The 14,783-nt window shown below is 70.5% G+C and carries 14 protein-coding genes; 5 read left to right on the top strand and 9 right to left on the bottom strand.

What is annotated here, in order from left to right:
* Positions 1 to 39: 39 nt before the first annotated feature.
* The 4 genes from WG923_RS01290 to WG923_RS01305 form a co-directional block, all read right to left on the bottom strand.
* Positions 40 to 825 (bottom strand): alpha/beta fold hydrolase, encoded by a 786-nt coding sequence (locus tag WG923_RS01290; RefSeq protein ID WP_340349100.1) that lies wholly within the window; start codon positions 823 to 825, stop codon positions 40 to 42.
* The gene (locus tag WG923_RS01295; protein ID WP_340349101.1) at positions 822 to 1,919 is read right to left on the bottom strand and encodes an LLM class flavin-dependent oxidoreductase; all 1,098 of its coding nucleotides are present in this window, start codon (positions 1,917 to 1,919) and stop codon (positions 822 to 824) included. The genes WG923_RS01290 and WG923_RS01295 overlap by 4 nt, the downstream gene beginning before the upstream one ends.
* A 22-nt stretch (positions 1,920 to 1,941) precedes the next feature.
* Positions 1,942 to 2,937 carry a Gfo/Idh/MocA family protein gene (locus WG923_RS01300; protein ID WP_340349102.1) on the bottom strand — a complete coding sequence of 332 codons (996 nt, stop codon included), beginning with the start codon at positions 2,935 to 2,937 and terminating at the stop codon, positions 1,942 to 1,944.
* A 74-nt stretch (positions 2,938 to 3,011) separates the two neighbouring features.
* Complete coding sequence (locus tag WG923_RS01305; protein ID WP_340349103.1) at positions 3,012 to 3,833, bottom strand: aldo/keto reductase; 822 nt, start codon at positions 3,831 to 3,833, stop codon at positions 3,012 to 3,014.
* A 95-nt stretch (positions 3,834 to 3,928) separates the two neighbouring features.
* On the opposite strand from WG923_RS01305, the gene WG923_RS01310 reads away from it, so the two are divergent.
* Together WG923_RS01310 and WG923_RS01315 are read left to right on the top strand one after the other, a co-directional pair.
* Complete coding sequence (locus WG923_RS01310; protein WP_340349104.1) at positions 3,929 to 5,509, top strand: MFS transporter; 1,581 nt, start codon at positions 3,929 to 3,931, stop codon at positions 5,507 to 5,509.
* A 13-nt stretch (positions 5,510 to 5,522) separates the two neighbouring features.
* The gene (locus WG923_RS01315) at positions 5,523 to 6,074 is read left to right on the top strand and encodes a cytochrome b (RefSeq protein WP_340349105.1); all 552 of its coding nucleotides are present in this window, start codon (positions 5,523 to 5,525) and stop codon (positions 6,072 to 6,074) included.
* Between the two features lie 15 nt (positions 6,075 to 6,089).
* Here the strand turns inward: WG923_RS01315 and WG923_RS01320 are convergent, their stop codons facing one another.
* The 3 genes from WG923_RS01320 to WG923_RS01330 all read right to left on the bottom strand — a co-directional run bounded on the left by WG923_RS01320 (position 6,090) and on the right by WG923_RS01330 (position 9,697).
* The gene (locus WG923_RS01320) at positions 6,090 to 6,764 is read right to left on the bottom strand and encodes a hypothetical protein (RefSeq protein WP_340349106.1); all 675 of its coding nucleotides are present in this window, start codon (positions 6,762 to 6,764) and stop codon (positions 6,090 to 6,092) included.
* A gap of 186 nt (positions 6,765 to 6,950) precedes the next feature.
* Positions 6,951 to 8,681 carry an IlvD/Edd family dehydratase gene (locus tag WG923_RS01325; protein WP_340349107.1) on the bottom strand — a complete coding sequence of 577 codons (1,731 nt, stop codon included), beginning with the start codon at positions 8,679 to 8,681 and terminating at the stop codon, positions 6,951 to 6,953.
* Between the two features lie 32 nt (positions 8,682 to 8,713).
* Complete coding sequence (locus WG923_RS01330; RefSeq protein WP_340349108.1) at positions 8,714 to 9,697, bottom strand: tripartite tricarboxylate transporter substrate binding protein; 984 nt, start codon at positions 9,695 to 9,697, stop codon at positions 8,714 to 8,716.
* A 134-nt stretch (positions 9,698 to 9,831) separates the two neighbouring features.
* Here WG923_RS01330 and WG923_RS01335 point away from each other — a divergent pair, with 134 nt between their 5' ends.
* Together WG923_RS01335 and WG923_RS01340 are read left to right on the top strand one after the other, a co-directional pair.
* Positions 9,832 to 10,764 carry a dihydrodipicolinate synthase family protein gene (locus tag WG923_RS01335; protein ID WP_340349109.1) on the top strand — a complete coding sequence of 311 codons (933 nt, stop codon included), beginning with the start codon at positions 9,832 to 9,834 and terminating at the stop codon, positions 10,762 to 10,764.
* Between the two features lie 158 nt (positions 10,765 to 10,922).
* Positions 10,923 to 11,135 (top strand): hypothetical protein, encoded by a 213-nt coding sequence (locus tag WG923_RS01340; protein WP_340349110.1) that lies wholly within the window; start codon positions 10,923 to 10,925, stop codon positions 11,133 to 11,135.
* A gap of 84 nt (positions 11,136 to 11,219) precedes the next feature.
* On the opposite strand, the gene WG923_RS01345 is transcribed toward WG923_RS01340, so the two are convergent.
* Entirely contained in the window at positions 11,220 to 12,767 is a 1,548-nt protein-coding gene (locus WG923_RS01345) for a UxaA family hydrolase (RefSeq protein ID WP_340349111.1), read from the bottom strand.
* Between the two features lie 13 nt (positions 12,768 to 12,780).
* Positions 12,781 to 13,755, bottom strand: a complete 975-nt coding sequence (locus WG923_RS01350) for a tripartite tricarboxylate transporter substrate binding protein (RefSeq protein WP_340349112.1) — start codon at positions 13,753 to 13,755, stop codon at positions 12,781 to 12,783.
* Between the two features lie 123 nt (positions 13,756 to 13,878).
* Here WG923_RS01350 and WG923_RS01355 point away from each other — a divergent pair, with 123 nt between their 5' ends.
* The gene (locus WG923_RS01355) at positions 13,879 to 14,751 is read left to right on the top strand and encodes a LysR family transcriptional regulator (RefSeq protein WP_340349113.1); all 873 of its coding nucleotides are present in this window, start codon (positions 13,879 to 13,881) and stop codon (positions 14,749 to 14,751) included.
* Positions 14,752 to 14,783 lie beyond the last annotated feature (32 nt).

Below are 14,783 nucleotides of genomic sequence, written 5' to 3' on the forward strand. Positions count from 1 at the left end.
CCCCGATCTTGTCACGCGCCGCGCGGGCGTTTCCTTGCCTCAGGACAAGGTGCGGGCGAAGGCTTCCCAGGCGGCCGCGAAGGCCTCGGGGCACTCCACGGCCGACTGGTGTCCCGCCGGCAGGCGGGCGAGCCGCGAGCCGCGAATGCGCTGCTGGATGAACTCGCCGGCGGCGGGCGGCGTCGCCTGGTCCTGCTCGCCGACGATCACCAGGGTGGGCGGGCGGATGGAGGCCAGGATCTCGGCGTGCGCCAGGTCGCGCACGGCCGCCGCGCAGCCGCAGAAGCCGCGCACGTCCGTCTGCGCCGCCAGCGCCCGCATGCGCTGCACCGGCTCGGGGTTGGCGGCCAGGAAGGCGGGCGAGAACCACCGCTGCAGCGTGGGTTCCACCAGCGCCGCGACGCCCTTCTCCCGCGCCGTGGCGATGCGCTCCTGCCACGCCTGGGGCGCGCCCTGCACGGCGGCGGTGTTGGCCAGGGTGACGGACAGGAAGCGCTTGCCGTGGAGGGCCGCCACCCGCTGGCCGATCATGCCGCCCAGCGAGGAGCCGATGAAGTGCACGCGCTGCAGGTCCAGCGCATCCAGCAGCGCGATCGCGTCCTGGGCCAGCCGCTGCATCGTGTACGGCGGCTCGCTCGCGCGCGTGCCGCCGTGGCCACGCAGGTCGTAGCCCAGCACGCGCCAGCGGGGCAGCAGGGCCTGCGCCACCCCGCGCCACATCCCGTGCGTGGTCAGGATGCCGTGCGCCAGCATCACCACGGGCGCGCCGGCCGGGCCTTCCAGCTCGTAGGCCATGTCGATGTCGCCGACGCGGCCGGTGTTCATGGCGCCTTCGCGATGGCGGCGTTCACGCGGGGCATCACCTCTTCGGCCATGAGCTGCATGGAGCGCCTGCCCAGGGCCGGGTCCACCCAGTCGTGGGAGGCATAGAGCAAGGTGCCGAAGTCGCCGACCTGCTCGCGGAACGACAGGATCTGGTCGACCACGCTGTTGACGGTGCCCGCGATCACCAGGCGGTTGGTCACGTAGTCCGGCGTGATCTCGCTGTCCGGCTGGTTCTGGTCCACCTTGAACAGGTTGGAGCGGCCCGCGAAGCCCACCAGCTTGCGAACCAGCTGCCTGAAGTAGAAGTGATACGGCCCTTCCGCGCCCTTGCCATAGCGCTGCGCCACCTTGTCGTCGTCGGCGACGAAGATCGACTTGGCCACGCGCCAGTCGGCCGGCGAGGCCTTCGCACCCACGGCCTCGCGGCCCTCGACGTACTTGGGCCAGTGCGTCTTCACCCATTCCGGCAGCAGGAAGTTGGCGGAGATGGGCGTCCAGCCGCGCTTGGCCATCTCGGTCACGCCGGCCGAGTACGGCGCCACCGCGGTGCCGACGATGGGCGGATGCGGCTTCTGGTACGGCCGCAGGATCGCGCCCTGGCCGATCTCCAGGATCGAGGTCTGCTTCGTCGAGACCTTGAAGAACTCGCCCTGCAGGTCGTACGGCGGCTCGCTCTCCCAGATCTTCAGCACCATGTTGATGCTTTCGACGAACATCGCGTTGCGGTTCTTCTGGTAGTTGCCGAACACCTCCGCGTCCGACATCAGGCCGCCCGGGCTGATGCCCATGATGAAGCGGCCCTTTAGGATGTGGTCCAGCATCGCGACCTGCGCCGCCACGGCCGCCGGATGCGTGTTGGGCATGTTGATGGTGCCGCTGCCCAGCACGATGTCCTTCGTGTCGTGGGCCAGCGAGGCGAGGAACATCAGGCAGGAGGTGACGTTCTCGGCCAGGTCCGTCACGTGCTCGCCCACGAAGGCTTCGCGGTAGCCCAGGCGGTCGGCCAGCAGGATCGCCTCGCGGTCCTCCGCCAGCGTCTCGGTGGCGACGCGGCCCGGCGGGTGCAGGGGCATCATGAAGGTGCCGAGTTTCATCTGCGGGATCTCCTGTGGTTCTTCAGTGTTGTACGGGTTCGATCGCGCCGCTGGCGGCGGAACGGAAGATCGCCTCCAGCGCGCTCACGTTGGCGATCATCTGCTCGCGCGGCACCGGATACGGCGCCACGCCGGTGGCGGCGTCGGCGAAGGCTTCGAGGTTGCGCAGCACCGCAGGTGCCGGTGGCACGTCCACGGCCACCGGCCGCTCGCCGCGCAGGCAGGTGGTGAGCGTCCAGCCTTCGGGCGCTTCCGGGTGCGTCCTGTCGCGGACCTCGGCCCAGCCTTGGGAACCGTAGACCGCGAAGCGGCCCGCGAACGGCGTGGCAAGGATCGCGGTGAGCAGCGCGTGGCCGCCGCGGCGGAAGGTCACCAGCGCCGCCAGCGTGTCGCCGTTGGTGAGCTGGCTGCCGAGTTGCCGCACGCTGGCATGCACCGTCTCCGCCTCGCCGAACACGCCCACGGCGAGGTCCAGCAGGTGGATGCCGGTGGCCGTCATCGGCCCGGCGGGTGCCTCCTGCGGGGACAGCCGCCAGTTGTCGGCGGCCAGCGAGAGGAACTTGTCCTGGCTGAAGTTGGCTTCGACCTGCAGCGGCGTGCCCAGCACGCCAGCGCGCAGCAGGCGCATCACCTCCTGGATCGGCGGCTCGAAGCGCTTCTCGTGTCCTACGGCGAGCGCCACGCCGGCTTCCTCCACGGCGGCAATCGCGCGCAGCACGTCGGCGCGCGTCATCGACAGGGGCTTCTCGCAGAACACGTGCTTGCCCGCGCGCGCGGCAGCGACGATCTGCCCGGTGTGCTGGCTGTGCGGCGTGCAGAGCACCACGCCTTCGACCCGGGGATCGCGCAGCACGGCCTCGAACGCGTTGGAGAATGCCAGGCCGCGCCGGGCCGCGAACGCCTCGCCCTGCGGCGCCACGTCCGCGACGCGCACGACCCGCAGCTTGTCGCTGCCGGCCAGCAGGTCCACCACGATGCGGCCCCACCAGCCCAGGCCGATGACGGCGATGTTCAGCATGGAGGCCGATGCTGCGGGGCCGGCGCCGCCCCGGCAATCAGGGGGAACCTCAGGGTACCGGTGCGGCAAGGATGCTACGCGGCCAGGGCCGCGGCCTTGTCGCGCCAGTAGTCCGGCCCCGGGATGGTGCCGCCGCCGGCCAGCGCGTTCTGCGCCATGTGCTCCGGCGAGCCGCTGCCGGGGATGGCGCAGGTCACCGCCGGGTGGCTCAGCGCGAACTTCAGCAGCAGCTGCGACCAGCTGGTGCAGCCGATCTCCTGCGCCCAAGGTGGGAGTTCCTTCGCGCGCAGCCGCCGCAGCAGGCCGCCGCCGCCCAGCGGGCGGTTCACGAGGACGGCCACGCCGCGTTCGGCCGCGAGCGGCAGCAGGCGCTGCTCCGCCTCGCGCTCCTGGGCGGAGTAGTTGATCTGCAGGAAGTCCAGGGGCTCGCTGCGCAGCACCTGTTCGACGTCCGCATAGGCCGACGGCGTGTAATGCGTGATCCCGATGTAGCGCACCCGCCCCGCCTCCTTCCACTGGCGCAGCGTCGCCAGGTGGCTTGCGCAGTCGAGCAGGTTGTGCACCTGCATCAAGTCGATGCGGTCCGTGCGCAGCAGGCGCAGCGAGTTCTCCATCTGGCGGATGCCGGCGGCGCGCCCCGCGGTCCAGACCTTGGTGGCGAGGAAGGGCCGCCCCTGCATGCTCCCCTCGGCGAGCAGCTGCCCGACCGCGGCCTCCGCCTTGCCGTACATCGGCGAGCTGTCGACGACGCTGCCGCCCGCCTCGAACAGCGCCGACAGCACGCGGGGCAGCTGCGCGAATTCGGCGCTCCCGGGCGAACGGTCGAAGCCCATGTAGGTGCCGCAGCCGATCACGGGCAGCACCTCGCCGGTCGAGGGAATGACGCGCGATTGCATGCGCGCGACGATAGCGCAGGACGCGGCGAAGCGGTGGCGTAGGCGCGGTCCCACCCCCGCCTGCAGACTTGCGACAGCTCGCTTAGGATGCTCGGGTGAGCGACGAAGAGGACTTCTCGCCCGACCGCAGCGCGAGCAGCGCGACCGCGGGCGAGGCGCACCTTCTGTCCGAGGGCAGCCTGCCCTCATCCGCCACCGGCACCGAGCACGCGCATCCCGATGCGCGTGCGCCTGCCACGGAGGACCTCACACGCTCGTCGTTCGCGGCCCTGTTCAGCGCGGTCATGCTGCCGATGTTCATGGGCGCGGTGGACCAGACGCTGCTGGTGACCGCCACGCCGCGCATCGCCTCCGAACTCGGCGGCCTGGCGGAAACCTCCTGGATCGCCGCCGGCTACCTGCTGGCCTGCACCATCATGGCGCCGCTGTACGGGCGCCTGGGCGATCGCTTCGGCCGGCGCAACGTGATGCTGCTGGCGCTGGCGGTCTTCGCGCTCGGCTCGCTGGCCTGCGCGCTGGCGCCCACCATGCGCCTGCTGATCGCCTCGCGCGTGCTGCAGGGCCTGGGCGGCGGCGGGCTGATGGTGCTGTCGCAGGCGCTGATCGGCGAGCTGGTGCCGCCTTGGGACCGGCCGCGCTACCAGGGCTACTTCGCCGTCGTCTTCACCGTCTCCAGCGTCGGCGGGCCGCTGATCGGCGGGCTGGTGGTGCACGGCGGCGACTGGCGCTGGCTGTTCCTGGCGAACCTGCCGCTGGCGGCGCTGGCGATGTGGCGCATGGCGCTGCTGCCCACGCCCCACCCGTCGCCCAGGCGGCACGCGCCCTACGATCCGCTGGGCTTCATGCTGTTCGCGCTTTGCGCCGCCAGCGCGCTCGTGTGGTTCGGGCAGGTGGGGCACAGCTTCCGCCTGCTCTCTCCCGCCAGCGCGCTCGTGGCGCTCACCGCCGTCGTCGCGGGTCTGGTGCTCGCGCGCCAGCAGCGCCGGCATCCCAACGCCTTCCTGCCCCTGGACATCCTGAAGCTGCCGGGCGTGGCCTGGGTCTGCCTGTCCGTGGCGGGCTTCGCCGCCACGATGTTCGGCCTGCTGTTCCTGCTGCCGATCTACCTGCAGGTCGCGCGGCACGCCAACGCGCTCGATGCCGGCCTGCAGCTGCTGCCCCTCACCGGCGGCATCGTCGTGGGCTCCACGCTCAACAGCCGGTTCAGCGCACGCACCGGCACCAGCGGCAAGCTGCCGCCCTGGGGGCTGGGCGCCGCCGCAGTGGCGATCCTGGCGCTCGCGCTGCTGCCGCCGTTCCCGGGGCTGATCACCGCCGCCGCAGCGATCTGCGGCCTGGGGTTCGGCACCGTCATGCCCAGCGCGCAACTGGCCACGCAGATCCTCGCCGGGCGCGAACGGCTCGGTGCCGCGGCCGCGCTGCTGTCGCTGACGCGCTCCACCGGTGCCACGCTCGGTACCGCCGCCTTCGGCGGCATGGCCTTCGTGCTGCTCGGGTCCTCCGGCGCCGGCGAAGGGGCCGCGCTGCAGGTGGCCCACCTGGACCCGGCGCGCGTCACGCACGTCTTCCACATCGTTTTCGGGGTGCTCGCCGTGGCGGCCGCGAGCGCGGCCTTCGCCGCCTGGCGCGCACCCTGCATGGACCTGCGCCGGCATGCGGCGCAGGCCCGCCGCTAGAGGAGCATCGACCTTGCAACGTGCCTATTCCCCGCCCGCCTGGCGCTACTCCACTCCCGCCATCGTGCTGCACTGGCTGCTGGCCGCCCTGATCGTCTTCATGGCGTCCCTGGGCTGGTGGATGATGACCGTCGAAGACACGCCCGGCGGCGAGCGCTTCTTCGTACTGCACAAGTCCGTCGGCCTCATCCTGCTGGCGCTCGTCGCGCTGCGGGTGCTGTGGCGCCTCGCGCACCGGCCCGAATCCCTGCCGGCGGCCGTGCCGCGCTGGCAGGTGCTGCTGTCCGGCGCGACGCAGGCGGGGCTGTACCTGCTGATGATCGCCGTGCCGCTCACGGGCCTGCTCGGGGCGATGTACAGCCGCGCCGGGCTCGTCTTCTTCGGCACGGACCTGCCCCGCTGGGTCGCGGCCAGCCGGCCGACCGCCAAGCAGTTCTTCGAGCTGCACGAGACGCTGGTGTGGGTGCTGGTCGTCCTCGTGGTGCTGCACGTCGCGGGCGGGCTGAAGCACCTGCTCGTCGACCGCGACCAGGTGTTCGCCCGCATGTGGCCGGCGCGCCGCTGAGGGCGCGCGCCGGCGCTACATCGCCGCCGTGTTCGGCCGCGCCGCCGGCGCGCTGACCAGTTCCTGCTCCTGCGTGCCGGCGCCGAACATGCTGTTCGCGTCCCGCCGCAGCTGCGTCTTCACGAAGGGGCCGACGCGCGGGCTGATCCAGTAGATGTCGTCCGTGCCCGGGGTCTTGCAGTGGATGCGGAACGCGTCGAACGTGCCTGCGCGCACCGTTACCTTCTCGAAGGCCTCCACCTTGCACGCGAAGTCGAATTCGACCACCTTGCTGCTCGCGTGCAGCGTCATGCGCTCGTGCTGCGACCAGGTCTTGCCGACCTTCAGCGGGAATTGCCAGCCGATCGGCGGGTCGTAGCTGAGGACCGGCTTGCCTCCCGTATCCACGACGCTCACCCAGCGCCCGCCGACCGGCTCCGTCATGATCACGGTGCCCATCGAGCTCTTCAGCCCGATGGCGGGCGCGCCCTTCCAGCGCGTGTCCTCGCGGGTCCACGTGACCTGCGCGTCCTGGCCGTAGCTGCCGGTGTTGCGCTGCACCACTTGCCACGTCGTGCCGGGCGGAGCCGGCGTCCAGTGGCTCATGACCGGGCCGCCGCCCGCGCCGCCCCCGCTGCCCACGCAGGCCGCAAGCGCCGCCGCAGCGGCGCCCAGCGCCGCCGCCCTGAGGGTGGATGTGGATGTGCCCATGCTGTCTCCTCATTGGGCCGAGGGCGGGGCGATGATCGAGCGCCAGCCCCTGCCCCCGGAGGGCTGGCCACGCCGCCGCAGGCGCTGATCGCCCGGACTTGAAGTAAGAGACCGCCGAGGCGCCGCGTCCTTGCGCAGGGTCAAGGTTGCGGCGCGAGTCGTTCGAAGGATGTAGGAGAGTGGCGGCTACGCCTTCGGCACGCGGCCGCGCATTTCCGGCGCGGCGAGGAAGTCGAAGTCCACGCCCTTGTCCGCCTGCGTCACGGTGGTGAGGAACAGCTTGCGGTAGCCGCGCTCGGCGCGCGGCTCGGTCACGGGCTGCTCCTTCGCGCGCCGCGCCAGTTCCTCGTCGGTCACCAGCAGGGCGATCTCGCGCTGCTCCACCGACAGGCGGATGCGGTCGCCGTTGCGCACATGCGCCAGCGGCCCGCCGATCGCGGACTCCGGCGTGACGTGCAGCACGATGGTGCCGAACGCGGTGCCGCTCATGCGGCCGTCGGAGATGCGCACCATGTCCTTGACGCCCTGGCGCGCCAGCTTGCGCGGCAGCGGGATGTAGCCGGCCTCGGGCATGCCGGGCGCGCCCTTGGGGCCGATGTTCTTGAGCACCAGGATGTCCTCGGGCTTGACGTCGAGGTCCTCGCTGTCGATGCGCTCGGCGAGATCCTCCAGCCCCTCGAACACGACGGCGCGGCCCTCGTGCTCCATCAGCTTGGGGTCGGCCGCCGACTGCTTGATGATCGCGCCGCCCGGCGCGAGGTTGCCGCGCAGCACCGCAATGCCGCCTTGCGGATAGATGGGATCGGTGCGCGGGCGGATCACGTCCTGCTTGAACGGGGGCGCGGCGCGTTCCAGCTCCTCGCCCAGCGTGCGGCCGGTGACCGTCAACGCATCGAGGTGCAGCAGGGGTTTCAGCTCACGCAGCAGCGCGGGCATGCCGCCGGCCGCGTCGAAGTGCTCCATGTAGTGCGCACCCGAGGGCTTGAGGTCCACCAGCACCGGCGTCTCGCGGCCCATGCGGTCCAGCGCCTGCAGGTCGACCTCGAAGCCCAGCCGCCCGGCGATGGCCGTCAGGTGCACGATCGCGTTGGTGGAGCCGCCGATGGCGAGCAGCACGCGCATCGCGTTCTCCAGCGACTTTTCCGTCAGCACCTTGTCGATGGTGAGGCGGTTCTTCGCGATCTGCACGGCGACGGTGCCGGTCTGCTCCGCCACGCGCATGCGCGCCGAAGTCACCGCCGGCGGCGAGGCGCCACCGGGCACCGTCATGCCCAATGCCTCGGCGATGCAGGCCATGGTGCTGGCCGTGCCCATCACCGAGCAGGTGCCGACACTGGGGACCAGCTGGTTGTTGACGTCCGCGATCTCCTGCGCATCGATTTCCTCGGCGCGGAACTTGCCCCAGTAGCGGCGGCAATCGGTGCAGGCGCCCACGGTCTCGCCGCGGTGCGAGCCGGTGAGCATCGAGCCGGTGATCAGCTGGATCGCGGGCAGGCCGGCCGAGGCCGCGCCCATCAACTGCGCCGGCACCGTCTTGTCGCAGCCGCCGATCAGCACCACGGCGTCCATCGGTTGTGCCCTGAGCATCTCCTCGGTGTCCATGGACATGAGGTTGCGCAGGTACATGCTGGTGGGCGCCGCGAAGCTCTCGCCGATCGAGATGGTCGGGAACTTCACGGGCAGGCCGCCGGCCAGCATGATCCCGCGCTGCACCGCCTCCAGCAGCTGCGGCATGTTGCCGTGGCAGGGGTTGTAGCCGCTGCCGGTGTCGGTGATGCCGATCACGGGGCGCTCCAGCGCGTTGTCCGTGAGGCCCGACCCCTTGATGAACGCCTTGCGCAGGAACAGGGAGAAGCCCGCGTCGCCGTAGTTGACGAGGCCCTTGCGCATGCCGGCGGGATCTTCTGGCTTGGTCATTTGCTCACTTCACTCGTTGCGTGCGGGCAGGATCACTCGTCCGCCCTGACACCGGTCTCGTCGATCACCTTGGCCCACTTGGCCACTTCGGCCCTCAGGCGTTCGGCGGCCTGCGCGGGGGTCTGCGGCGGCAGCACGTACACGCCCTGCTGCAGGAACTGCTCCTTGGCGGCCGGGTCCTGCATGATCTTGCCGATCTCGGTGTTCAGCTTCGCCAGCACCTCCGGCGGCGTGCCGGCCGGCGCCATCACGCCGAAGGTGGACACCACCTCGAAGTCCTTCCAGCCGGACTCGGTGACCGTCGGCACGTCCGGCAGCATGGAGATGCGCTGCGGGGTGGTGACGGCCAGGGCGCGCAGCTTGCCCGCCTTGATCTGCTGCAGGGCCGCCGGGACGGTCTCCGCCGCCATCAGCACCTGGCCGCCGACCAGGTCCGTCATGGCCGGGCCGCTGCCCTTGTAGGGCACGTGGATCATGTCGGCGCCGCTCTGCACGCGGAACATCTCCACCGCCATGCGCTGCGGCGCGCCGGCGCCGGAGGACGCGTAGGTCAGCTTCTTCGGATTGGCCTTGGCGAAGCTCAGGAGCTGCTGGAAGTTGCCCGCCGGCACCGAGGGGTGCACCACGAACACCAGCGGCACGAAGCCCACCACCTGCACCGGCACCAGGTCCTTCACCAGGTCGTAGGCGAGCTTGCCGCGCTCCAGCCGCGCCATCGTCGAGTGCGAGGTCATGGCGGCCATCAGCAGCGTGTAGCCGTCCGGCTTCGCCTTGGCGGCGATGTCGGCGCCGATGTTGCCGCCGGCGCCGCCGCGGTTGTCGATCAGGACGTTCTGGCCGAGCGCGGTGGACAGGCGCTGCGCCACGATGCGGCCGATCACGTCGGTGGCGCCGCCGGGCGGATAGGGCACCACCAGCTTCACGGGGTGCTCCGGCCAGGCCGCGAGGGCGGCGGCGGGCAGCAGGGCGGCGGTGGCAAGGCCAGCGCAGAGGGCGCGGCGCAGCATCGTGGGCATCTTCTTTGTCTCCTGGTCCGGCATGGAATCAGCCGAGTTTCGCAGTGTGGCAGCGGCGCGCTCGGGGTAAACCCACTGCCCTTATCTTCAGAACACAAAATATCTTGCGGTCCGGCTCACGACAATGCCGCACCATGACCGCCGCTCCCACCCGCCTGCAGGGCGTCTTCTCGCCCGTCCTCACCCCCTTCAACGCCGACTACACGCCGGACGCGGACCGCTTCATCCGGCACTGCCGCTGGCTGCTGGACCAGGAGGTGGGCCTGGCCGTCTTCGGCACCAACTCGGAGGCGAACTCGATGTCCGTCGCCGAGAAGCGGCGGCTGCTCGAAGCCCTGCTGGAAGCGGGCATCCCGGCTTCGCGCCTGATGCCCGGCACGGGCTGCTGCGCCCTGCCCGACTCGATCGAGCTGACGAAGATGGCGGTGGGTGCCGGCGTCGGCGGCGTGCTGATGCTGCCGCCCTTCTACTACAAGGGCGTGAGCGACGAGGGCCTGTACCGCGCCTTCGCCAGCGTGATCGACGCCGTGGCCGACGAGCGCCTGCGCGTGTACCTGTACCACATCCCCCCGGTGTCGAACGTGGCCATCACGCGCGGGCTGGTCGAGCGCCTGCTGAAGAACTACCCCAAGGCGATCGCCGGCATGAAGGACAGCTCGGGCGACTGGAACAACACGAAGTCCTTCATCGAGGAATTCGGGCCGCAGGGCTTCGACGTGTTCGCCGGCAGCGAGACCTTTCTGCTGGCCGACCTGCGCGCGGGCGGCCCGGGCTGCATCACCGCGACGGCCAACGTCAACCCGACGAAGATCGTCCAGCTCTACAAGACCTGGCGCAACGGCGACGCCGACGCGCAGCAGAAGGCGCTGGACGGCACGCGCGCGGCCTTCGCGCAGTTCCCGATGATCCCCGCCATGAAGGCGGCGATCGCGTGGAAGACCGGCCGCCGGGACTGGCTGCACGTGCGCCCGCCGCTGGTGGACCTCAATGCGCAGCAGCAGCAGACGCTGCAGGCCGCGCTCGACCAGGTGGGCTTCACGATGCCCAACGCGGGCGCGCTGGCGTAGGAGCCCGGGCCGCCCGGCCCCCGCAGGGGTCGCTTACGCGAAATTGTTCTGGATCAAGTGCGGGCCCCGGGCGGGGCCCGCGGCTTTTTCGAAATGACTTGCGTCAAGCAAAGCGAGGGGGTCTTCACTTCTACTTGCATCCCATGCACACGCGGCCCTTGACCCTGCCACCCGTCCAGCGGGAGATCCTGCGGGAGTTCGAGCGCCTGCACGAGGAATGGCGCATGGCCTGCGAGGCCGCGGATGCGATCGAGTGCACCCGGCTCAGCGTGGAGCGGCAGGAGGAAGTGCAGCGGCTGCTGGAGTACCGGCTGACGGCGGATCGACTGCACCAGCAGGCGATGCAGTTGTTGCGGGATACGCCGATTTGAGGGATCGCTGGGCTTCGCGCGCTGTCGCGGCTCAGCACCAGCCTACGAAAACCGCCGGGTCGTCCGGCGGTTTTGTCGTGTGCCTCAGCTCACCACCCCGATATTCCACGGCACGAACTCGTGGTTGCCGAGATCGAGCAATTCGCTCTTGCTCCGCTCCCCCGAAGCGATCCTCAGCATCAACTCGAAGATCTCCTGCGCCGTCTCCGGCATCGTCTTCGTCCCGTCCAGGATCTCGCCGCAGTTGTAGTCCATGTCCTCGGTCAGGCGCGAGTACATCGGCGTGTTGGTCGCCAGCTTGATCGAGGGCACCGGCTTGGCGCCGAACATCGAACCGCGGCCCGTCGTGAACATGATCATGTTGGCGCCGCCCGCGATCTGGCCGGTGGCCGAACACGGGTCGAAGCCGGGCGTGTCCATGAACACGAAGCCGTGCTGCCTGACGGGCTCCGCGTAGCGGTACACCTCCATCAGCCCCGTGGTGCCGCCCTTCATCGAGGAGCCGAGCGACTTCTCGAAGATGTTGGCCAGGCCGCCGACGTTGTTGCCGGGGCTCACGGCGCCGTTGATCTGCACGTCGCGGCCGGGGGAGTACTCCTCCTTCCACCAGCGGATGCGATCGATCAGCTTCTTGCCGACCGCTTCGCTCACCGCGCGGCGCGTCAGCGTGTGTTCCACGCCGTAGATCTCCGGCGTCTCCGACAGGATGGCAGTGCCGCCGTGGCGCACCAGGATGTCCATCGCGGCGCCCAGCGCGGGGTTGGCCGTGATCGAGGAGAAGCCGTCCGAGCCGCCGCACTGCAGGCCGATCTTCAGGTGGCTGGCCGACACCGGCACGCGCACCACGTCGTTGGCGCGCGGCAGCATCTTCTGCACCGCTTCCACCGCGGCTTCCACGGTCTTCCGGGTGCCGCCGGTCTCCTGCATGATGAAGGTCTGCAGGCGCGGATTGGCCTCCAGCCCCTCCTGCGCCAGCAGGCCGGAGAGCTGGTTGCGCTCGCAGCCCAGGCCGATGATCAGCACCGCCGCGAAGTTCGCGTGCTTCGCGTAGCCGCCGATGGTCCGCCGCAGCAGGTCCATCGGCTCGCCGCTCATCTCCATGCCGCAGCCCAGGCCGTGCGACAGGCCCACCACGCCGTCGATGTTGGGGAACGCCGCAAGGCGCTCCTCCGTGAACCAGTCGGCCACCTTGTGCACCACCGTCGCGGAGCAGTTCACCGTCGACAGGATGCCGATGTAGTTGCGCGTGCCGACCTCGCCGCCGGGGCGCACGTAGCCCATGAACGTGGCCTGCTGCGCCTGCGGCAGCACGGGCGTGGGCTCGTACTCCTTGCCGTACGCGTAGTCGCGGTCGAACTCCCGGAAGCTGACGTTGTGCGAGTGCACGTAGCTGCCGGCCGCGATGTCCTGCGCCGCGAAGCCGATGCACACGTTGTACTTCAGGATCTCCTCGCCCGCCTTGATCGCCCGGGCGGCGAGCTTGTGGCCCGCGGGCACCTGGCTGCGGCTGGTGAAGCCCTCGCTGGGCACGGGCGTGCCGATGCCCACGTCCACGCGCGCCACCACGACGTTGTCGTTGGGGTGCAGGCGGATGATGGGGCCGGCGACCTTCTTGGCGGAGAGTTCGATCATGGTTCGCTGGGGGTCAGTCGGCGCGGATGTTGGCCGCTCGGATCAGCTTGTCCATGCGCGGCACCTGCGCCTTCATCAGGTCGGTGAATTGCTGGCTCGTGCTGCCCACGATGGTGAAGCCCTGGCCGCTGACCTTGGCGCTCAGATCCCTGGACTTGAGCGCGGCGATCGCCTCGTCCTGCAGCTTCTTCACCACGGGCGCGGGCGTGCCGGCGGGCGCGAACAGGCCGTACCAGGTCAGCACCTCGAAGCCGGGCAGCTTGGCGGCCTCGGCGATGGTGGGCACGTCGGGGAAGGCGGGATGGCGCTGCAGGCTGGTCACGGCGATGGCGCGCAGCTTGCCGGCCTGGATGTAGGGCGTGATCGCGGGCACGTTGGAGAACAGCACCGGGACCTGGCCGCCGACGGCGTCGCTCAGGGCCGGCGCCTCGCCCTTGTACGGGATGTGCGTCATGTCGACGCCCACGCCGGCCTTGAACAGTTCGCCGGCCACGTGCTGCGGGCCGCCGGAACCGGCGGAGGCATAGGACAGCTTGCCCTGCCTGGCCAGCGCGATCAGCTCCTGCATGTTCTTCACCGGCACGCTGGGGTGCACGGCCAGGATCATGGGCATGGACACCAGCATGCTGATGGGCGTGAAGTCCTTCAGCGGATCGAACTGCAGCTTCGGATAGATCGCGGGGGCGACCAGCATCGTGGACTGCGAGCCCAGGAAGATGGTGTAGCCGTCGGCCGGCGACTTGGCGACGAAGGTGGCGGCGATGGTGCCGGTGGCGCCCGGCTTGTTGTCGACGATGAAGGACTGGCCGATCTGCACGCCCATCTGGGTGCCCACCTCGCGCGCGATGATGTCGGCGCCGCCGCCGGCGGCGAAACCGACGGCGATCTTGACCGGCTTGTCGGGGAAGCCGGCGGCGAGGGCGGGAAGGGTGGCGGCCGCCAGGACGGCGGCGGAGGCGGCGCACAGGGCGCGGCGCGTGAACTGCATGGTGTCTCCGTTGTTGCTCGGGACCCGCCCCACGGGGGCAGGCCAGCGCGGATCATGGCGCGATCCGGCGGGGCGAGGAATCCTGCGTTTCCACATTCAAACGATAATGAAGTTTTGTTCCGGATGGACACGCAGTTCCTGCAAAGCTTCCTGATGGTGGTCGACTGCGGCTCCATGGCCGAAGCCGCGCGCCGCCTGGACCTGACGCCCGCCGCGGTGGCCGCGCGCGTCAAGTCGCTCGAAGAGGCGATGGGGGCCGTGCTCGTGCGGCGCGCCGGCCGCACCGTCAAGCCCACCGAATCCGGGCTGCGGATCCTGAACCACGCGCGCGGCGTGCTGCGCGACGTGCGCAACCTGCACGCCCTCGCCAACGACGACGCCCCCTTCGGCGAATGGCGGCTGGGCGTCTCCTCCTCCGCGCTCACCGGCCTGCTGCCGCCGCTGCTGCGCGGGCTGTACGACAAGCACCCGAAGCTCGCCGTCTACATGGAACCGGGCAACTCGGGCACGCTGTACCAGCGCGTCACCGCGGGCATCCTCGATGCGGCCATCATCGTGGAGCCGCAGTTCACGCTGCCCAAGTCCTGCGGCTGGCAGGCGCTGGTGGAAGAGCCGCTGTGCGTGCTCGCGCCGGCGGCGATGGCCGGGCGCGACGCGCTCGACCTGCTGGCGAGCGAGCCCTTCATCCGCTACGACCGCAGCATGTGGGGCGGCCGCATGGCCGATGCGTGGCTGCGCGAACATCACATCCAGCCGCAGGAGCGCATCGAGATCGACCACCTCAATGCGATCGCATCCTTCGTGCACCAGGGCCTCGGCGTCGCGCTGGTGCCGGACTGGACGCCGCCCTGGCCGGAAGGCCTGGACGTGCTGCGCATCCCCTTGCCGGCACCGGCGCCCGTGCGGCGCATGGGGCTCGTGTGGGCCGAAGGGCCGAAGGCCGCGCTGGCGCGCGCACTGCTGGCCGAGCACGGCAAGACTTCGGGTAAGCCCTAGTCGGATATTTGCGCGGCCGTCGTCACGCCCGG

It is taken from the genome of Ramlibacter sp. AN1133 (assembly GCF_037890035.1).
In the GTDB taxonomy this organism is placed as follows: Bacteria; Pseudomonadota; Gammaproteobacteria; order Burkholderiales; family Burkholderiaceae_C; genus Ramlibacter.